The 21118-nt window shown below is 40.8% G+C and carries 17 protein-coding genes and 1 tRNA gene; 12 read left to right on the top strand and 6 right to left on the bottom strand.

Going from position 1 to position 21118, the window contains the following annotated elements:
- Nucleotides 1–3: 3 nt before the first annotated feature.
- Both BACHE_RS13135 and BACHE_RS17395 read left to right on the top strand, forming a co-directional pair.
- Complete coding sequence (locus BACHE_RS13135) at nt 4–378, top strand: virulence RhuM family protein (protein WP_013548195.1); 375 nt, start codon at nt 4–6, stop codon at nt 376–378.
- Nucleotides 366–581: a hypothetical protein gene (locus BACHE_RS17395; protein WP_148229853.1), complete on the top strand. Its 216-nt coding sequence runs from the start codon at nt 366–368 to the stop codon at nt 579–581. The genes BACHE_RS13135 and BACHE_RS17395 overlap by 13 nt, the downstream gene beginning before the upstream one ends.
- 139 nt (nt 582–720) lie before the next feature.
- On the opposite strand, the gene BACHE_RS13130 is transcribed toward BACHE_RS17395, so the two are convergent.
- Nucleotides 721–1026 carry a helix-turn-helix domain-containing protein gene (locus BACHE_RS13130; RefSeq protein ID WP_013548194.1) on the bottom strand — a complete coding sequence of 102 codons (306 nt, stop codon included), beginning with the start codon at nt 1024–1026 and terminating at the stop codon, nt 721–723.
- Between the two features lie 27 nt (nt 1027–1053).
- Nucleotides 1054–1365, bottom strand: coding sequence for a helix-turn-helix domain-containing protein (locus BACHE_RS13125; protein ID WP_013548193.1), 312 nt, complete (start codon nt 1363–1365; stop codon nt 1054–1056).
- 1186 nt (nt 1366–2551) lie between these two features.
- Between BACHE_RS13125 and BACHE_RS13120 the strand changes: the two genes are divergently transcribed.
- From BACHE_RS13120 to BACHE_RS13095, 6 genes are all read left to right on the top strand, one after another.
- Entirely contained in the window at nt 2552–2869 is a 318-nt protein-coding gene (locus tag BACHE_RS13120; protein ID WP_013548192.1) for a helix-turn-helix domain-containing protein, read from the top strand.
- A gap of 290 nt (nt 2870–3159) precedes the next feature.
- Nucleotides 3160–5874 (top strand): Eco57I restriction-modification methylase domain-containing protein, encoded by a 2715-nt coding sequence (locus tag BACHE_RS13115; protein ID WP_245530884.1) that lies wholly within the window; start codon nt 3160–3162, stop codon nt 5872–5874.
- Nucleotides 5867–7699 carry an Eco57I restriction-modification methylase domain-containing protein gene (locus BACHE_RS13110; RefSeq protein WP_013548190.1) on the top strand — a complete coding sequence of 611 codons (1833 nt, stop codon included), beginning with the start codon at nt 5867–5869 and terminating at the stop codon, nt 7697–7699. The genes BACHE_RS13115 and BACHE_RS13110 overlap by 8 nt, the downstream gene beginning before the upstream one ends.
- A gap of 137 nt (nt 7700–7836) precedes the next feature.
- Entirely contained in the window at nt 7837–8034 is a 198-nt protein-coding gene (locus BACHE_RS13105; RefSeq protein ID WP_013548189.1) for a PHP domain-containing protein, read from the top strand.
- 18 nt (nt 8035–8052) lie between these two features.
- On the top strand, nt 8053–9234 hold the full coding sequence (locus BACHE_RS13100; RefSeq protein WP_013548188.1) for an SIR2 family protein: 1182 nt from the start codon (nt 8053–8055) through the stop codon (nt 9232–9234).
- A gap of 12 nt (nt 9235–9246) precedes the next feature.
- Nucleotides 9247–11160 carry an ATP-binding protein gene (locus BACHE_RS13095; RefSeq protein ID WP_013548187.1) on the top strand — a complete coding sequence of 638 codons (1914 nt, stop codon included), beginning with the start codon at nt 9247–9249 and terminating at the stop codon, nt 11158–11160.
- 15 nt (nt 11161–11175) lie between these two features.
- On the opposite strand, the gene BACHE_RS13090 is transcribed toward BACHE_RS13095, so the two are convergent.
- The 4 genes from BACHE_RS13090 to BACHE_RS13075 form a co-directional block, all read right to left on the bottom strand.
- Complete coding sequence (locus BACHE_RS13090; RefSeq protein WP_148229852.1) at nt 11176–11913, bottom strand: hypothetical protein; 738 nt, start codon at nt 11911–11913, stop codon at nt 11176–11178.
- Entirely contained in the window at nt 11864–12307 is a 444-nt protein-coding gene (locus BACHE_RS16695; protein ID WP_013548185.1) for a hypothetical protein, read from the bottom strand. The genes BACHE_RS13090 and BACHE_RS16695 overlap by 50 nt, the downstream gene beginning before the upstream one ends.
- A 293-nt stretch (nt 12308–12600) precedes the next feature.
- Nucleotides 12601–13407: a site-specific integrase gene (locus BACHE_RS13080; protein WP_245530883.1), complete on the bottom strand. Its 807-nt coding sequence runs from the start codon at nt 13405–13407 to the stop codon at nt 12601–12603.
- Nucleotides 13408–13767: 360 nt separating this feature from the next.
- Nucleotides 13768–13840, bottom strand: a tRNA-Lys gene (locus BACHE_RS13075).
- Nucleotides 13841–13967: 127 nt separating this feature from the next.
- On the opposite strand from BACHE_RS13075, the gene ettA reads away from it, so the two are divergent.
- The 4 genes from ettA to BACHE_RS13055 all read left to right on the top strand — a co-directional run bounded on the left by ettA (nt 13968) and on the right by BACHE_RS13055 (nt 21044).
- Nucleotides 13968–15665: an energy-dependent translational throttle protein EttA gene (gene ettA, locus BACHE_RS13070; protein ID WP_013548184.1), complete on the top strand. Its 1698-nt coding sequence runs from the start codon at nt 13968–13970 to the stop codon at nt 15663–15665.
- Between the two features lie 247 nt (nt 15666–15912).
- Nucleotides 15913–18624 carry a TonB-dependent receptor gene (locus BACHE_RS13065; RefSeq protein ID WP_013548183.1) on the top strand — a complete coding sequence of 904 codons (2712 nt, stop codon included), beginning with the start codon at nt 15913–15915 and terminating at the stop codon, nt 18622–18624.
- Nucleotides 18625–18646: 22 nt separating this feature from the next.
- The gene (locus BACHE_RS13060; RefSeq protein ID WP_013548182.1) at nt 18647–19972 is read left to right on the top strand and encodes a hypothetical protein; all 1326 of its coding nucleotides are present in this window, start codon (nt 18647–18649) and stop codon (nt 19970–19972) included.
- 76 nt (nt 19973–20048) lie between these two features.
- Entirely contained in the window at nt 20049–21044 is a 996-nt protein-coding gene (locus BACHE_RS13055) for a DNA/RNA non-specific endonuclease (protein WP_013548181.1), read from the top strand.
- Nucleotides 21045–21118 lie beyond the last annotated feature (74 nt).

The following is a 21118-nucleotide window of genomic DNA, read 5'->3' as shown; positions in this document are numbered from 1 at the left end:
ACTATGGAAAGAGGTATCATAACAATGAATGAGGCAGGTACGGTAACTATACCGAAGACAGCGGTATGGATGACCAAATTCGAGATGGCAGATATGTTCGGAGTGTTCTCAGGTGATATACGCAAGGCTATCCATGCCATTTACAGGAACAAGGAACTGGACGAGAGCGAGACAATGCTGTATGTAAGACAGCCTGATGGTGTAAGCCTTGACACATACGGCATTGAGATGGTCATTGCTATCGCTTTCAGGATACGGAGCAGTGGAAGTATCCGCTTTCGGAAGTTCATAACCGATAAGATGTGTTCAAGAAACGGTAATTCATCCGTTTCCCTGTTCATTCCATGCGGAAACAAGTCTAACCCGTGGTACAACTGAATTTCCATTCCGTCAGCCATCCATTTCCGAAGCACGGATGCAAAGGTATTATATGGCAGGATTGCCAGAGGCAAGGTCGGGCGGCAGAGCCGTTTCAGCCACAATCTTCCTTGCCGACAGGCGGCAAGCGTATTCTGCCCGAAAACCCTGCATCAGTCAGCCACACACTCATCGGGCATCCGGCAGCGGAAACGAACGACTGACGGAAAATCAGAGAATGCCAGAGGCGGCATACAGACAGGCTTATATTTCAGCCCGACTGTATGCCGCCTCTGTTTTGTTTCTGCCCATTGCTTGCGCAAAGACGGATGGCAGACGGCAAACTTCACTCTTTCAAGAAAATCACGTGCCCGTCATTCGGAAAGCCTTGCGGTAGCCGTCCTGCAATATCCGCTCTATATCACTCTCTCGGTAGAGTATCTTTCCGCCGAGCTGGATATACGGCATATATCCCCCGTTACGGTAATCTTGGAGAGTTCTTCGGCTTACCTTCAACCGTTCTGAAACCTCCTTGTCGGTAAAGAAGCGTTCACCGCCTAGTGTCGGACGGTAATCCTTGGTCATACGCTCCACACTGCCGTGTATTCGTTCAAGGCTTTTGAAAAATCGGATTATCCTCTCGTTGTCATTTGTTATAAGTTCGTTCATCATTCTTTGGATTTTAGTGGTTATTGTTTAGATGCTCTTTCCCTTGTATCTTGCCTCCTTGCGTCTGTCCTCCACGACTGGGACAATACGTTTCACGTCTTCGGGCAGATAATAGGTCTTGTGGCTTATCTGCGAGTATGCCAGCGTTCCGTTGTCACGGAGCGTCTGCAAGGTTCTCGGACTGATGTTCAGCATACGGCACACGTCCTGATTGTCGAGCCATCCGCTCATCCCTCTCTCATTGTGACGTTCACAAAGATGCTCCATGCGATGGACGAAGCCCTCAAACCTCGCCATCATCTCCTCAAATGTTCCTTTCTCAATTGATACAATTTCCATATAGGTCTGTTTTTACTGTTATTATTCGTTTTACGCTGCAAAGAAATGGCTTTTCCAACCGATAACAATGCAAAATACGGAAGTGGCTGCTTGCTGCGTCGGTATGGCAGTGTTTGTCCGGTTCAGCAACCGAAAGGATGTATATTTATTTGCAGATTCATTTTATACAGCCCCCCATTCATGCGCATTGGTGGTTGTATGTCGTATTAGCGTCCATTCATGCATACGTCCATGCACTTGTTGGTGCTGTTAGTCGGTTTGTAAACAGACTGACCAGTCAGTGGACATACTGACATTGTGGTCAGCGCACTTACCAACAAGCAAGTATTCCTTACTATCAGTCTGATGACGGACAATGAGGCAGGACATTTATGTAAGTATAGAACATGGGGTAATTCTGGTTACAATCTGCAATCCGATTTCAGGAGGATTCTTGTGTTCTCCAGAACACAGCAAGATGTCTTTTCAGCAACTCAAAATGTTTTGAGTTGCTCGAAAAGGTAGTGCCACCTGGCACTGGCAAGGTATGTTTTCAGCCGCTCAAAAGGTTTTGAGCAGTCATGAAAACGCCTTGCCCTTACAGGGAGCAGGGTTACCTCTCCGAAGTCGGGCAACATTTTCAAACATTCATGATACGCTTTGCACCGCTATCCTAATTCTCCTGATATTTCATACGATAAAGAACTTTTGCTACTTTCAAATTGTGTGGTAGTGGTTCATGAGACTCCTTTATGTTTTTAGAAGTTATCTGCGGTGAAAACATACAAGAACTTGCTATTTCCAAGCAATCGTCATAAATGGCAAAACTAATAGTCGGATTATATCTCTTCAAATAACAGTGACAAAGAATATTGATAAGGTATTTTCAAGTTGTTCCTCGCATACAAAACTATAGTTTGTAATTCTGCCACTGAGAGAAAGATATTTGAAACACAATGTAGCTATAGTTTCCAACAATTCAAAAAGTTGTTTTGGGGTAACGGGAATTCGTGAGACATACAAAGCTACCCACTTGTTGGATTAGACTATAAAATTGTATCGACAAAAACATACTTAGAAAATTGCTCTTAAGGGATAGAAATAATAAAGGACGAAAGAATAGGCTTTTGATTGTCTTGACAAATTTTGTCAATAATCTATTGTTGAATGAAAAATTCTTCGTATCTTTGCCCTCAAATTATTTATTATGCTTTTCCAAGATAAACTTAGAGAACTACGGGAATCACACAATCTGTTGCAGCGACAAGTTGCAGCGGGAATTGATATGGATACTGCTGTATATTGCAAAATAGAGAAAGGCGATAGACAAGCACGCGATGAGCAAGTACGTCAATTGGCTCTTTTCTATGGTATTCCTTACGAAGAGCTGCGTCGCTACTGGATGGCTGGTAGGATTTACAGCCTTGTTGAAGATGAGGAAGATGCAAACGTAATTCTCTACATGGTAGCGGAAGAAATGGAAGAATACAATAAATATAAGGGCAAAAATTATAATCAAGATTAAATATGGCAAGGATTGACGATTTCAAGATATTTGTGGCAAGCTATCAGGAAGCTTGCAGACGTGGGGAGCTAGAGATGGCTTCAGAAGAAACAACGCGCACTTGGATAAACCAAATGCTTGCTGTGTTTGATTGGGATGTAAGAAATACTAATCATGTGTTGCAGGAAGTTCCACTCGAGACTGCGGAGCGAACTGCATTGAACGAAATTGGTTCGACAAATACACGCCCAGACTATACATTGATGAATGGGCGAGTTCGCCTGTTTTTCCTTGATGCGAAGAAGCGAACAGTGAATATTAAAGACGACAAGAACATTGCTTTCCAAATTCGTTCATACGGCTGGTCAATTGGAGCAAAATACTCTGTGGTAACAAACATGGACGAACTAGCTATTTACGATTGCACAGCCATGCCTCGCCATTCTGACAATGGCGACTTTGCCCGCGTGCTTTATTTGAAATCGGAATGCTATGAGGATAATTTCGACCGTCTAAACAGTTTCTTGGGACGCAAGGAGGCAATCAATAATAACCAAAACGTGAGATTTGTCGGCAAGGATTCTATCGACAAAAATTTTTCAAAAGCATTGAGTAACGTGCGGCTCAATCTTGCACAAGCAATCATCGATGGGAACCACAGTGCAATCAGCATTGCCGACCTCAATCTTTGGACGCAAATAATTCTCAACCGCATATTATTCATCCGTGTTTGCGAAGCTCGTGGATTAGAGAGAGACGGACTGTTGAAAGACTTTTCTAGAACAGATTTCTGGGCACAGTTCAAGCGGTCGTCTTACTTCGCTTTTTATGAGCATTATGATGGTCCGATGTTTGTCCGTATCAATCATATTCAGAGTCTGAATATCGACAATGCCGTTTTTGAAGAACTACTATCTTACCTCTACTATCCATCACCTTATTGTTTCGATGTAATTCCACTGAAAAGCATCAGTGACATTTACGATTTATTCCTCGGTTACCATCTTGAATATGATGAATGCGGAATACTTGGCAACGTTCTTAAGTCGGAGTTCCGCAAAAGTAATGGGGCGGTAACAACACCCGAACACATTGTGCAAAATACAATTGATTGCACAATAGCACCCCAATATTTGCAATCGCTCACGAATGAACAGATTCTTGACTTAAAGATTCTTGACCCTGCTTGTGGCAGCGGTGTTTTTCTTGTGAGCATCTACGACCATCTATCAACACAGATAGAACGTAATATCGAGGGAAAACAAGACTCTTTGCCCGACCAATATCTCTACGAAAAGGTTGGAAAGAAATGCTTAAATTTGAGAGGGCGTAAGCTAATAGTGAACCAGTGCTTACACGGAGTTGATATTAACCAGGAGTGCGTAGAGGTTGCAAAACTTTCGTTGTCGTTGAAGATAATCGACGGCTACGAACCAAGCGATTTCAATAACGCAGGTCTTTACGGTTCGCAAATTTTGCATGGGGTGGGCGTAAATATCAAATGTGGCAACTCACTTGTTGAACCAGACATAATGGAACGTGTTTCAAGTATAACTGAAAATCTTGAAGAACTTGCAGCGACTAACATTTTCGACTATAGGACTGCCTTCAGCGATGTTTTCGATAGCGGTGGTTTTGACTTCGTTATCGGTAATCCTCCATATGTTGAAGTGAAAAACTATAACGTGGCTTTGCCTTGTATGTCAGTTTATATTAAACAGCGTTACGGTTCGAGTAGAAATGGCAAAATTGACCTTGCCATTCCATTTATCGAACGAGGAATAGAATTACTGAACGAATATGGCAGTCTTGGCTATATTGTGCAAAAACGATTCTTCAAAACTGAATACGGCAAAGGCATCCGCAAACTGTTGAGTGACGGACGTTTACTACGTACTGTCTATGACTATACAGAAACAGATATGTTTGAAGACCGAATCACATACGTTGCCATTGTTGTGTGCGATAAGTCAGCGATGAATGAAGAAACAATCAAGTACACAAGCAGTATCAACGGCGAATGTATTAATATTGCAAAAGATACAATCACTGAAACGCCGTGGACGTTTGAGAATTACCAAACCAATGCGCTGCGTGTACGACTAGCTAACGAACTTGGAACGTTAGGAGAAGTTTGTAACATTAAGGTTGGTGTGCAAGTACTGTGGGATGATGCTTTCCACATTGTTGTTGACCATATCGACGAGGATTATATCTACGGAAGTACTTCTCTTTGCGAAAATCTGCGAGTAGAACGGGGTGCTTGCCGTGTGCTACTCTGTAACGATCAGTTTGTGCCGCTGTCGGTCCGTCAAGATACGACCTACATTCTGTTCCCTTACGATGTGGTAAACGGTTGTGTTCAACCAATCCTGTTTTCCGACTACGAACGTCGCTATCCTTTTGCAGGCAGGTATTTGCGAGAGAACCGTGCCATAATTGAAAATAATGTACAAACCGTTCCCGATCGTTTCCCGACGTTAGACCGCAATGAAAACTGGCATTTATTTACCCGCGCCAACAACCATAACGCTGTTTATAAGAAACTCTGCATACCGATGACCACACAGAATCCGCAAGCGGCAGTCGTGATGCAAGAGGATGCCTATTGTGACAACGCCAACATGTTCTTTGTGCAGATTCCAAATGTGACTGACGATAAACTCTATGCAATGGCAGCGGTAATCAACTCCACTCCATTTGCCTATTTTGCTAAGTCGATAGCCAATCCGCAGCAGGGTGGTTTCTATAAGTTCAACAAACAGTTCCTCGTACCTGTGCCATTTCCGTGCGATGATTTTCGCACATTTAGCGACCATATGCAGAGACTTGCAATTGTAGCACGACGCATTGAAGAAGCGAATACAGCAATCACAACCAACATTTCTTCTGCATCTCGCTTCTATACTCTGTTAAACAACTTTTGGAACGAGGTTGATCAGTTGTGCTACGAACTATATGGACTGACCGAAGCAGAAAAAGGAGCCATTATGTCAAACCCTCGCACCGACCATCGCTATGAATAAAGAACTGCAAAACATTATCTCTCGCTATGCCGAGCAGCAACTTTGCTTGGATAGCATTGTTGTTTCATCTTTCGTCAAGAGTAATGCTCTGACTATACAGAGCGGTTTGCTTGTCGATTACTACAGTGACGATGTGCCGATGGTTGATATTAAGTCTATTGAAGATGTTATCAACGTGTTCGAGTTGGCGATTCCGAAGGCTGAGAAGACAAAAAATGGCGCAGTTTATACCCCGAAATACATTCGCGACTATATTCTGGAGAGAGTTGTTGCCACACAAAAAAAAACACTGCAAGACAGCCTTGCCATCGACATATCTTGCGGTTGCGGTGCATTTCTGCTCTCACTTGCCAATTATCTGCACATTCATTGCGGACAGTCGTATCACGAAGCTTTGCAACATCTTTACGGTGTAGATGTGAGCGAGTTAAGTGTAAAGCGTTGCAAGATTCTCCTTTCGTTGGCTGCATTACAGAATGGCGAAACTCTGGCAGATGAGGATTTCCACGTCAGTCAAGGTAATTCGCTTGATTTTGATTTCAAAGCAATGCCTGGAGTGGCTGAGAATGGCGGCTTTGACATTGTTGTAGGTAATCCGCCGTACGTCCGTGCAAAACATATTGATGAAGAATCAAAAGCATTACTCTCTAGATGGCAGGTGGCTCGTTGCGGAAATGCCGACCTCTATCTACCATTTTTAGAGATTGCTTACAGCATTCTTTGTGAGGACGGAGTACTGGGTTACATTACACTCAATTCATTCTTCAAGAGCATGAATGCCAGATTGTTGCGCAGTTATTTCCGCAATTCAAACACAGCTATCGAAATTATTGACTTCGGGCACCAGCTTGTTTTTGGAAAAACACTTGCTTATACCTGTATTGTTTTGATAGACAAGCATGGTACGGTGGGTATAAACTATTCGAAAGGACAAATAAATGCTAATGGTTTCACTGAAAAACCGATACATTTTAACCTAATACCATACAGTGACCTTGACGACCACAAAGGTTGGAATCTCAACAATGCCGAAATTTTGCACAACATCCGCAAAATAGAGAATGCAGGCAAACCGCTAGGTGAAATGTTCCAGATAAAGAACGGCATTGCTACTCTTGCTAACGACATTTACATCTTCCGTCCAGTGCGAGAGGACGAGACATATTTCTATCTACAAGTGGGAAACATGGAATTTCCGATTGAGAGAGGTATTTGCCGTGACATCATAAAGCCGAATATATTACACACCGAAGAAGAAATTCCCAACATCATCGAAAAGGTGATTTTTCCATACGATGAGAGCAACAAGGTGCTGGTAGAGGCTGTATTTATGAGCAGATATCCGAAAGCGTACAAGTATCTATCGCTTAATAAGATAAAACTGTCTCAGCGCGACAAAGGAGAAAAAAATTACAAGACATGGTATGCCTTCGGTCGTTCGCAAGCCACTGGCGATCGTGGTCGCAAATTATTGTTTCCTTACATGACCGACCGTCCACATTTTGTCTATACAGACAACGAAAACATGCTTATCTACTGTGGTTACGCCATCTTTAGTGGAAACGAAGAAGACCTCCTTGTGCTGAAACGCATCCTCGAGTCCTCAGTCTTTGACTACTACATGCAACATACCGCAAAACCCTACGCCACTGGCTATTACTCCTACGCAAAGAACTATGTAAAAGGATTTGGAATACCTGTTCTGAGCAACAAGCAGCGTGTAGGTTTGCTCTCACTACAAGAGCCAAAAGCCATAAACGGCTATGTAGAACGGCTATATAATATAAAATGCACTAATAATAATCAACCCAATCAAAAAGTATAATCTAATGGACATAACAAATATGGAACAAAACATGATTGGGTGGATGGTAATACTTCTGTATATAGTTTTTCCAGCTTTCATTAGAGTATTCTCAGGAATTGTCTTATTGAATTGTCTATTAAAATCAAATTAAGAATATGATGTATGAAGTTGGTTCTTTATGGAATAAATGGGACTTGCATATCCATACTGACGCATCAGATGGAAAGATTTTTTGTCAGGAGGTGTTAAACGAGGCTTCTGCAAATGATTTAAAATGTATTTCGAATACAGATTATCATAATGTTGCTAATATCGGTATTTTGGGAAAAGAGAATAAGAAATATAATGTTTAATATAAAAACAATATTAGAATGAGATTAGACCTATTAAAAAATATTATTCAATCGTCCCACATAAATTTCTTATTTGGGTCAGGACTATCGAACCCATATTTATCTACTTTAGGAAACATAGAAACGTGGTTAACCGAAGCAGAACAAATAGAAGAAGTAGATACCAAGAATATAATAAAGACATCGTTGGAGGCGTACTATTTTAGTACGGTAATGAATCCATGCTTGTATTCTGAAATATCATTATTAAATGAAGACAGAAAGAAACATTATGACTCTGTTATTAATAATTACAAATCATTTCTAAGTAGATGGAATGAAATAATGGCTAAGCGTAATGTTAGTTTGTTGGATAAGCAAGTAAATATTTTTACTACCAACATTGATAATTTAGTTGAAACCGCAGCCGAAGAGGTAAAGGTGGAGTTTAACGATGGATTCAAAGGACGTATTACGCCTATATTTAGTGAAGATACTTTCTCGAATATTACATCAAAAGTTAGTCCCTTATATCAAAATCAATCGATGATTCCTGTATTTAACTACATGAAAATACATGGATCGGTCAATTGGAAAGCTATTGAAAGTAATGATATTTCAATTGATACAGAGTTAAAAATACTACAAGAGATTGCTGATTTGTATAAGTGCCTTACACCTTCCGATGTTATTTTTGATTTTGGAGATTGTACAAACATTGAAGACATTAAGAAAAAAGCAGAAGATATAATTGAATGTGAAGATTACGAATCAGACAAAAGGGGACAATTCAGTGATTTGTTCTCAAAACTTGTAATGGTCAGACCAAGAAAGAACAAATTTAGTGAAACAGTTTTGGAACTTCATTTTTATGAGTTAATGAGATTGTATTCAAATGCATTAGAATGTAGTAATTCATTACTAATAGTTGCAGGTTTCTCTTTTGCTGATGAACATATAGCAAAGATTACCGTTAGAGCTGCTAATTCTAATCCTACTCTTCAAATTTTGGTATTTGCTTATGATGATTTTTCAAAAAAACTTATTGAGACCAATATTAATAAAGCTGGAGCAAGAAATAATAATAATATCCTCTATATTACACCAGAATCTTTTAAGCACTCACAAGATGCTGATTTTGCTAATAAATCTTTGAAAGACCTAACTAAATTCGATTTAGAATCTATCAATAAGTACGTGTTCGGATATATTGGAATCTAATACTCCTATCAAATGAATATAGACGTAAATTCACAGTTGCAAAAGCATTCAATCTTTAGAGTTGGCGAAGTGTATTCCGTTAATGGTCGAGAGGTATGTATAAAAGTGGATAAGAATAAGAATCTATCACATCTATTATATAAAGGTAATGTTATCAAGAATGTTTCTGTTGGAAGCTACTTGAAAATTCTAAAAGGTTTTATTTGTCTTGTTGCTAAGGTTGAGAGTGAAACCATTAAAGAGAATTATTCTGTAAATGTTGACTATCATAATAAAAATGAAGAAATCAGTCGATTACTGATAATTAAATTAATTGGATATTTTGAAAATAAAGAATACCATAAAGGGGTAAAAGAGTTGCCATTGATTGGTAATGAATGCCTGCTTATGGACAACGAGGAATTTTCTCTTATCCACAAGTTTGCTAAAGATGGAGAGTTGACTTTGCAATTAGGTCATCTTATGACTGACAACAATGTACCTATTGAGATTGGCATAAACAAACTTTTTTCAAGTCATATTGGAATCTTTGGAAATACAGGAAGTGGGAAGAGTTATACGCTTGCAAATATCTACAAGAAGTTATTTGAAAAGATAGGTAATAACAATAAATTCAAAGATAACGCTAAATTCTTGTTGTTTGATTTTAATGGTGAGTATTCTGGGAAAAATGTAATTACCAATAATAAAAAGGTCTATAAATTGACAACAAGAACAGATAATGGAGACAAGATACCATTAAAGAAGGAAGATTTATTGACTCCACAAATATTATATATTTTGTCAAGTGCTACAGAAAAAACGCAACAGCCATTCATACAAAGGACATTAAATCTTTATTCCCATATTCATAAAGACAAAAAAGATGAGCAGGAAGTTCTTAATCATTTCAAGAATTTTTTCACTATACAATTAAAATCAATTTTCTCTCTACATGATGCTCAAAAAACACGTCAACTATTAAATTATGCATCAAATATTCTGTATGAAGATACACACAATGATATTGAAAAGGGGCTTGTAGCTGACTTAGAATTGTATTCTAATGGAAACTTTAAAATAAAAGGTAGTGAAAATGATTTCATAACTGATAAAAATATTGATTCAAAATTTGAGTCTTTACATATTAAAGAAGTCTTGGATAACTATAATTTCTCTCCTGATTTCATTAAAAATTTAATCTCTTTTTTGTATCTAGAAATTATAACAGATGTTCTTCAAAATACAGCGTCTAACGAGCATATAATTCCTGCAATAAATAAATTAAAAGGGGTAATGTTGTATTTCTCCAAAGTATTTGAAATAAGTGAATCTGATGATTTTTGGGATGGAAACAATTTGGTTGTCATAGATCTAAATATGGTTCGTACAGATATAAAAAAACTAATTCCACTACTACTATCGTCAAAGCTATATAATGAACAAAAAGAAAAAAAGGAATCAGAACTGTCAAAATCTTTAAACATAATAATCGATGAAGCACACAATGTACTCTCTTATGAATCCATGAGAGAAAGTGAATCGTGGAAAGATTTTCGATTAGAAACCTTTGAGGAAATTATAAAGGAAGGAAGAAAATTTGGTGTATTTCTTACTATTGCTAGCCAGCGTCCATCAGATATATCTGCTACAATTATATCTCAATTGCACAATTATTTTATTCATAGACTTATCAATAATAAAGATTTGGAAATGATTGAAAAGGCTGTTTCATATCTTGATCGACTTTCAGTAGAATCTCTTCCTATTCTACCTGTCGGAGCATGTGTCTTGTCTGGTGTTATTGCAGATCTTCCAATAATCATTCAAGTTGATAAATTAGATAATATGCATCGTCCTCAGAGTGACAATATCAATTTGCTTGAAAGCTGGATAGATGATGATAATACGGAGCTTAATGACAAAGAATACTATGGCGAGAAATGAAGTTTTGCATCAGTTTTAAATTTGTAGAGGATCCCGCTTGCTGTTTCCTTTGAGTTCTACAATATTGAACATCGCACTAAGCCTGTCGCCCGTCATTCTGCCGTAATGGGTATCGCTGCTCAGCGTATCAAGCGTAAAGTTGCTTGTTGCCATAGTCCATGCACCACGGTCGTATCGGTCGCATAGAAGTTCTATCAACGGGCTTTTCTCATTGCCGAAGTCCATCACCTGTTTAGGCTCACGTCCAAGTTCGTCAATGAGAAGCGGACGTTTGGCGTAGCATTCTATCCCTTTGGCAAGCAATATCCTCTGCAGATGGGTGGATTTCTGAAACTCAAAAATCGGTTTCCGTACATTCATCGTCCGTATGACGGTGTTATATACATGCATGAGCGATTGCAGGATAAGCGTTTTGCCACAGCCATATTTCCCCACAAGCATAATGCCTTTGTTCAAATCCCCATGAAAGCTGTTATCCAACCGAAGGTATTTATACAGTTCCTCAATGACAGGCGTGTTATGGTCGTCAAAGATGAACTGACCATAAACATTGCGTTCCGCCATGATGCCTGCCGCACAACCAGCCAGCATCGCCTTGAACTGTTCCAAGGAGAAAGGAAGGGCGAAACGGCTTTCTTCTTTTAGTCGTCTTGTTTCAGTGTAGCCGTTTCGGAACGCCTCCATGCAGAGTTTGAAACTCTGTTCAATCGAAGTCACTCCCTGATGAGACATAGGCACGTTTTGAAAATCCATTTTTACCTCCATTTATATTATTCTTTGTCTTAGTCTTTATCTTTATATTATATGGGTCAAGGTTAGGGTGTTGATTTGGGTGCAGACTTGGGTACTGGTTAGGATTGTCGTTAGGTGTCAGAATCTGATACCTTGTCTTTACCCTAAAGCCCTTTCCGCCCACCTCAAACTTGATAAGGTTAGCATCCTGCAATCTGTTTCTTGCATTTCGGATCACAGATACAGAAACGCCAATATTTGCAGTCAGTTTGGCATCGCTGTATTCCATCCATTCCTTCCAATAGCTTCTGTTGGCAAGGTTGAGCAGGAAGAAATATAGGCGTGTTTCCACAGCCGAGAATGATTGATATTCATCCTCAGCCCAGAAACGGTTTATTAAATTCAGATATTCCATTCGTATATTGCTGTTTGTTGATACTTCATTTTAGCTGCAAATATACGGTGAGTTCCTGAGAAACAGCTGCTCAGAGGCTTGTTGGGAGGCTTATGTAACGCTTTGCCTGTTTTTGCGTTAAAGGATATGGAAAAGGAGGGACGAGAAATTGTAAAATGGTTAAGAGGGTATGAAGGACGGTCTGAAACTTTGGTAAAATCGGTTATTTTTTATACCTTTGCAGCCGTTAAAGCGTTCTTTAAATGATAGAGCAGAACAAAGCAAAGTAATAAAGTTCGCTCGTTTCTAAATCGTTACCTATCAAGCAATATTTTTTGCAATATATTGAAATTCAATTGATAAGAAAATTCAATATGACTTGCTACATGCGAGCTCAAGGGAAAATTGCATTTCAGAGCTAAGCCGATTCCTTTGAGAAACTGGTTGTACTTCTGATTGGAGGTAATGGTCAGCTTATTGTTGTTGCGATCCAATATCTTTTGAGTGATTGGCAGGATGGGGGTAACAAACTCGCCACCTGTTTTAATGCGATGCCCATCAATGTAATTTTTTCCATCCATTTTTATAACATGCTTCTCGTAATCAAACTGCTTGGCATCCTCATAGGCTAAGCCTGTGAATGTCTGGAATAGGAAGAAGTCAATGTATTTATTCATTAACGGGTCCTGGCTTGCATCTCTAATTCCAATCAACTTTTTTACCTGCTCCTTGGTTAAATGAGGACGGGAACCATTTTCGCCTCGTTTATCTTTGAATCTCTCATAAGGATTCTCTTTAATCAATCCCAATCTGAATGCCTCGGTAACATAAGATTTAAGCCGTTTGTGATAGTTGTGTATGGCTGCTTGACTTCGGTGAATGGGTTTGCCTAATGTAGTAAATGTTTGTTCTTCCTTTAGAAAAATGTCGAACTCATGAATCTTTTGTAAGGTCAAATCATCGAAAGTCTTAATCTTGCCAAAGCGTTCCATGGACTTATATGTGGTGTAATGTCCTTTGCGTGTACCTTCTCGTAACAATCTGTTCTCGATACGCTCACGCATCCATGCCATAAAGTTTCTGCGGGATGATGGCTCTGGGGTGGTTGATGACTTTCCCATTGTCCCATTGATTGGATGTGATGAATTGCCCTGTTGAATAATAAAATCTCTCACGTTGCAAACAAACAACGATTTCAATGACCGCAGAAACTGTTTCTGAGGCCTGTTTTCTTCTGTCGAAGACTAATCTAACTTTTGCACTCATAAGTGTAACACATTTGTGAGAGGTGTAACACAAAGCCTGTAACACAAAAATGGTCTTTTGGGGGATTTACATGTCCTCGTGTGTCACTTTCTCTCGTTTTTTTTAATAGTGCCACGAGGCGTTTTCTTGATTTGAAAACCTTTCAACTTGCTGATTCTCAGTATGGATTCTTCTTTAAACAGAAAAGGACTTCGTAATGAAGTCCTTTTCTTAAGTGATCCGCTTGGGGCTCGAACCCAAGACCCCAACATTAAAAGTGTTGTGCTCTACCTGCTGAGCTAGCGAATCAATCCTTTTTTGCTGTTAAGCGGGTGCAAAGATATAGAGTTTTTTGTGAATAGCAAAAGAATTTCGCTTTTTTTCCTATCTTTGTCCTCATTAATCATTAATTACTAATTATAAATCATTGGAATGCATGGCAACAGTAGATGATAAGAAGATTATTTTTTCTATGGTAGGGCTGAATAAGACTATTCAGCAGAACAACAAGCAAGTATTGAAGAATATCTACCTCTCATTCTTTTATGGAGCGAAAATCGGCATTATCGGTTTGAATGGTTCGGGTAAATCAACCTTGTTGAAGATTATTGCCGGATTGGATAAATCCTACCAAGGTGAAGTCGTGTTTTCGCCGGGATATTCTATCGGATATCTGGCTCAGGAGCCGTATCTTGATCCTGCTAAAACCGTGAAAGAAGTTGTAATGGAAGGTGTGCAGCCTATTGTGGATGCACTTGCAGAATATGAAGAGATAAATCAGAAATTCGGTCTGCCCGAATATTACGAGGATCAGGACAAGATGGATAAACTTTTTGCCCGTCAGGCGGAATTGCAGGATGTCATTGATGCTACCGATGCTTGGAATCTTGACAGCAAGTTGGAGCGTGCCATGGATGCATTACGTTGTCCGCCCGAAGACCAGTCTGTGGAGCATCTCTCTGGTGGTGAACGTCGTCGTGTGGCACTCTGTCGCCTGTTGTTGCAGAAACCTGATATATTGCTTCTTGATGAACCTACCAACCACCTTGATGCAGAGTCTATTGACTGGTTGGAACAACACTTGCAGCAATATGAAGGTACAGTCATTGCTGTAACTCATGACCGTTATTTTCTTGATCATGTAGCAGGATGGATTCTTGAACTGGATCGTGGTGAAGGTATTCCTTGGAAGGGCAATTACTCCAGTTGGCTGGAGCAGAAAACCAAGCGTATGGAGATGGAAGAAAAAACAGCCAGTAAGCGTCGCAAGACTTTGGAACGCGAGTTAGACTGGGTACGTATGGCGCCTAAAGCCCGTCAGGCAAAAGGAAAGGCTCGTTTAAATTCATATGACAGACTGCTGAACGAAGATGTTAAAGAGAAAGAAGAAAAGCTGGAAATTTTTATTCCGAACGGTCCGCGTCTGGGTAACAAAGTTATCGAAGCAAAACACGTGGCAAAAGCTTTTGGAGACAAATTGCTCTTTGATGACCTTAACTTTATGCTTCCTCCAAATGGTATAGTTGGTATCATCGGCCCTAACGGAGCTGGAAAAACGACACTTTTCCGACTGATAATGGGACTGGAAAAAGCGGATAAAGGTGAGTTTGAAGTGGGAGAGACAGTGAAGGTGGCATACGTTGATCAGCAGCATAAAGATATTGATCCCAATAAGAGTGTCTATCAAGTAATTTCCGGGGGAGCCGATCTGATTCGTATGGGAGGGCGCGACATTAACGCACGTGCCTATCTGTCACGTTTCAATTTTTCCGGAGCCGATCAGGAAAAACTTTGCGGTGTGCTTTCCGGTGGTGAGCGTAACCGCCTTCATCTTGCGCTTTGCTTGAAAGAGGAAGGCAATGTGCTGCTTCTTGACGAGCCGACGAATGATATTGATGTGAACACCCTTCGTGCTCTTGAAGAAGGCCTTGAGGATTTTGCCGGATGTGCCGTTGTTATCAGTCATGATCGCTGGTTTCTTGACCGTATCTGTACGCATATTCTGGCTTTTGAAGGCAATTCTAATGTATTCTTCTTTGAAGGTTCATATTCGGAATATGAGGAAAACAAGCAGAAGCGTCTGGGAAAGGAAGAACCGACTCGTGTGCGTTATAGAAAACTCATTAATGATTGATTTGCAGCTATTATTAAAGAAATAGACTATCTGTTTCTTGGAAAGAGTGAGGAAGCTCCGCTATGAAGGCGGAGCTTCCTTTGTGTATAATATAATTATCGCTTTGTCTAAAAAACTTTCAGAATTGACTTTTGTTTGTGAAAAAATGTAGTATAAATGCAACATTTATTTAAGTTTAAATTTCTATATTTGCAACTTAAAATACTATTTAATGTTTAATTAACACTATTATTAACAAAACAGAATTATGAGAAGACATCTAATTCATTTCCTGTTGGCGGCTGTACTGTCGGCATTCAGTGCCGTAGCTTTTGCCCAGACTGCAGTGAAAGGTCAGCTTGTTGATGCAGAAACAGGCGAGCCGTTGGTGGGTGCTGCCGTAATGGTAGAAGGTACTGCTCAGGGAGTAGTGACCGACATTGACGGCTATTTCAAACAAAGCGTTGCTCAAAATGCTACGTTGTTGTTCAAGTATGTAGGCTACAAGGACCTCAAGAAGAAAATTGCCCCCAAAGGCACTTCTGTAGATTTGGGAGTCATCAAGATGGAGCCTGATGCAGTGATGCTTAATGACGTGGTGATAACGTCATCTATTGCTGTGGCACGCAAGACACCGGTGGCTTTGTCAACCATCGACCCTGTATTTATTGAAGAAAAACTGGGCACGCAGGAATTTCCTGAAATCTTAAAGTCCACACCGGGTGTCTATGCCACCAAGAATGGTGGCGGTTATGGTGATTCTAAAATCAACATGCGTGGCTTCCAATCTGCCAATGTCGCTGTAATGGTGAATGGTGTTCCTATGAATGATATGGAATGGGGTGGCCTTTATTGGAGCAACTGGGCCGGTCTGGGCGATGTCACCCGCAGCATGCAGACTCAGCGCGGATTGGGCGCTTCCAAGGTGTCTTCACCTTCTGTTGGTGGTACTATCAACATCGTGACCCGTACTACCGACCAAAAGAAGGGTGGTTCTGTCTCTTACGGTATCGGCAATGACGGTTATAATCAGTTGTCATTCTCTGTTTCCACCGGTTTGTCAAAGAGTGGTTGGAACATGACTTTGCTTGGTGGAAAGAAGTGGGGTGATGGATATATCCAAGGTACGGAGTTTGAAGGTTATAACTATTTTCTTAGTATTTCAAAGCAATTCGGAGATTCTCACACATTGTCGTTGACGGCATTCGGCGCTCCGCAGTGGCATAATCAACGTAGTAATTACGATGGCTTGACTGTCGAGGGATGGCAACAAGTAAAGAAATATATGGGTGACAATAGTGTATATCGCTACAATCCTACTTATGGCTTTGGCAAGAATGGCGAGCGCAAGACTTCTGCCCGCAATGTATATCACAAACCTCAGATTTCTCTTAACCATCAATGGCAGATTAACAATAAGTCTTCTTTGAGCACTGCCGCTTATGTCTCTATCGGTCGCGGTTATGGCAATAGCGGTCAGGGTACAAGCGCTTATTCAAGTAAATGGTATGGCTCAAGCAATGGTGTGCTGAATATGGATTTCCGTAATGCGGACGGTACTTTTGCTTATGACCAGATTCAAGATTTAAATGAACAGAGCACTCAAGGTTCCTTGATGGTGATGAGTAAGTCAAAGAACTTCCATAACTGGTATGGTTTGCTTTCTACTTATACTACTAAGATTAATGAGAACATTGATTTTTATGGTGGCATTGACTTCCGTTATTATAAAGGTGTACATACCAATGAAATCACCGACTTGTATAATGGTGAATACTATATTGACCGCTATCGTGCCAATGTGAAAGCCGCGAACTATTCCGGAGCCGGAACCGATGCGTTCAAGAACAAAAAACTGAACGTAGGTGATGTGGTTTATCGTGATTATGATGGATATGTGATGCAAGAGGGAGTTTTCTTCCAAGCGGAATATAACAAAGATAAATTGGCTGCATTTGTTGCAGGTTCTTTATCCAACACCGGATATTGGAGGTACGACCGTTTCTATTATGATGCCGATCATGCAAAATCAGAGACTGTGAATTTCATGGGCTTCACCGCCAAGGGAGGCGTGAACTATAACTTGACGGAAAATCACAATGTATTTGCCAATGTAGGATTCATTAGCCGTGCTCCCTTCTTCTCCGGCGGAGCTTTCTTGAACAGTACGGTAAGCAATGAAACCAATCCCGATGCCATTAACGAAAAGATTTTCTCCGCTGAAATTGGCTATGGCTTCCGCAGCCGCTATTTCACAGCCAACGTGAATGCTTATTTCACCAAATGGATGGATAAGACTACAGCCAAGACCGGTGACTATACAAACAGCAACGGAGCTGCTGATCGTTATATGCTGAATATGTCAGGAGTAGATGCCAAGCACATGGGTGTGGAGTTGGATTTCGTGGCCAAGCCTGCAAAGTGGTTGGACATTAACGGTATGCTTTCTGTTGGCGACTGGAAATGGGATAGCGATGCTACCGGATATTTCTATAATTCAGGCGGTCAGCCATTGGCCGACTTGAAAGGTACTATTGCTTCGGGCATACAGGCAGATGATCATACAAAGTTTACCTTGCAGCAGAAAGGTGTCAAAGTGGGTGGATCAGCTCAGCTTACAGCCGCTTTGGGTGCTAAGTTCAAAATTTCCAAAGACTTGGGCATGGGACTTGACTATACTTATTATGGCAATAACTATGCTGACTATTCTTTACAGCAGAAAGATATTACTGCCAGTTCACTCTATGCCACTCCCAATCCATGGAAAATTCCGGGGGCAGGGCAGCTCGACCTTAGCGCAAACTATCGCTTCAACATAGGCAATTGCAAGGCTACACTCTTTGGAAATGTGGAGAATCTGCTGAATTATGAGTATATCATGGATGCTTATGAAGGTGGTACAAGCAATTGGGACTCTGCATATCGTGTGTTCTATTCATTTGGTAGAACATATTCTATCAGACTGAAAGTTAATTTCTAAATTTTAGCGAGGCAAGAAAATTATGAAGAAACAAATATTAGCATCTCTGCTTGTAGCAACAGCATTGTTTGCAGGATGCGATGACTATAATGACAGATTGGACGGTTTTGTGGTGGATAATGCCATAACCGATGTTGCTCAGTTTGAAGGTGAATTTACCGGAAACTATCCCAGTGAGGGGTATTTTAAGGACAAAGCTTCTCTTCAGACAGCTTTGAACACTATGTTGAAGGCAAAATTCCCTTATTGTGACAAGGGCTCTTCGGCTAAGGTAAGTGTCAATTACGGGGACATTGCCAAGGATTATGAAGATGTGAAGGCTGACGTGGAATATGAACTGACTAATGAAGATTACGATGCCATGGGAACCGAAGCGGGGCAGCCGGGCAAGTACAACAACTTTGATGCCAATATGGATGTAGATGCTTATCTCAAGGCATTCTGCGCGACAAAGTATGGAGACCTTGCCGTAGGAAAGATTGTGAATATCACTTATAAATTCTATGCAAGTGGTGCTACATCTGCTTTGGTAAAGACTTACCAGAAGGTATCGGGTGGCTGGAATGAGTATAGCAGTTTTACTCCGGACAAGAAATATACTTTAACCGATGACGATTACGATGCTATGGGTACTGCAAGCGGTACTCCGGGCAAGTACAACAATTTTGACTCTAATATGGATGTCGATTTCTATTTGACAACCTTCTTGAAGCAGACTTTCCCCTATACAAAGACAGGATCTACTTGCGAGGTTACCTATAAGTATTATGCGAATAAGGTAACCACAGACAAGACGGCCTTGTATAAGTATGACGGTAATGCTTGGGCTGCTTACGATCCGTTTGCGGAAATTCTGACTGTATCAACCAAGATTGCCGAAATGACTTATGACGGTGCTGCTTGGACTATTGTCAGACTGTTGGGGGGTACGAAGGTGATAAAGTTTGCCGAAGCTGACTATCAGGCATTGGTCGATTGGGTAACTGCTAACAAGCCTGCATTTTTGAGCACTACGAATGCTGCACAAGAGGAATATTACTTTGGCGCCTCAAGTAAATATAGCAACATCAATAATAATTATAGCACTTGGCAGAAGTATTATAATGTTGATGGGTATTTGACAGGGAAAACCGATGCTGAGATTCAGACAATCATGGATGAACATATAGAGTATGGCATTGCAGAAATTTTGCTTCCTTCATGGATTAGCAAAACAGATTCAGGCATTAGTTATGTGGTAGTTTATAATGTTTATGCCGGTCGTGGCAAAGGTGACTATGCTATGTCTTTCATGTATAATGAAGAAACCGGTAAGTATGAGAAGACTGCCGGTCCTGTAGCACGTTAAAGCAAGGATATATGATAAGCGGAAGGGAGTGGCATTACGCTACTCCCTTTTTTACCTTTATTAATAAACCGAACTTATGAAAACAAAATACTTCCTTTTCAGAATGCAGAAATTCCTTTTTCTCTTGTCGTGCCTCCTCATTGCCGCCTGTACCTCCTCTGGCGATGATGGAATCATCACTCCTCCCGTAGATGAACATGCCAATGTCAACGCCAATGATCCCGGAGCAGCCACCGAAGGTAAGGCTTATGTCACTGACTATGCCATTCCCCACCTTGATGCGGCAAACCTGTATGTGGAGCATACCGTGAGCTATAATAATGAAACAGTATTCAACTATGCCTTGGAGTGGAATGCAGGGAAGAAGCATGCAGCTTGGGTGGCCTTCACCTTCGATGATGTGACGAGACAAAACACAGTGAAACGTACTGATGCCTGGAATGTGGATCCTTTGCTTCCGGCAACGATGCAGACCACCGAGGCCATGCACAAGAGTGACGGCTTCGACAAAGGCCACCTTGTAGCTTCCTATGACCGTGTTTTTTCCAAGGAAGCCAATGCGCAGACATTTTATTACAGCAACATGAGCCCGCAGTTCAATAGTTTCAACGGTGGCTTTTGGGCATCGTTCGAAGGATTGGTGCAGAAGTGGGCACGTTCCGGCAAATATAAGAAACTCTATGTTGCCAAAGGCGGTACACTGAACCGATTGCTTACGGATTTTACGGGAACAAGGAAGGGAGCAGACGGCATTCTTCCCCAAACGGACGCACAAGGCCTTACCAAGCATGGGCTGGCTTGTCCTAAATATTACTTTATGGCAATTCTTGCTTACAAGGGTGGGGATATTGCTGCAAAAAGCTCTTGGCAAGCCATCGGCTTTTGGATGGAGCACCGTGATGATTATGGCTATGAGTATGATAACTTTGCCCCCTCGGACGTGATGAAGAATTACGTGGCAAGCATCGACGAATTGGAGAAGAACACGGGAATCGACTTCTTCTGCAATCTGCCGGATGTGATAGAGGATGAGGTGGAGAAGGCTTCTGCCGAAAGTGACTGGAACTGGTAATTGCTTCTCTGCCTGAATAAATATTAAAGAACGTAACCGCATTGTAACATAATAACTTGTAATTTTACGTACCT

Origin of the sequence: Bacteroides helcogenes P 36-108, from assembly GCF_000186225.1 — a bacterium.
Taxonomy (GTDB): Bacteria; Bacteroidota; Bacteroidia; order Bacteroidales; family Bacteroidaceae; genus Bacteroides; species Bacteroides helcogenes.
Note: the sequence above shows the minus strand (reverse complement) of the source record. Positions and strands in the feature narration are given on the sequence as shown.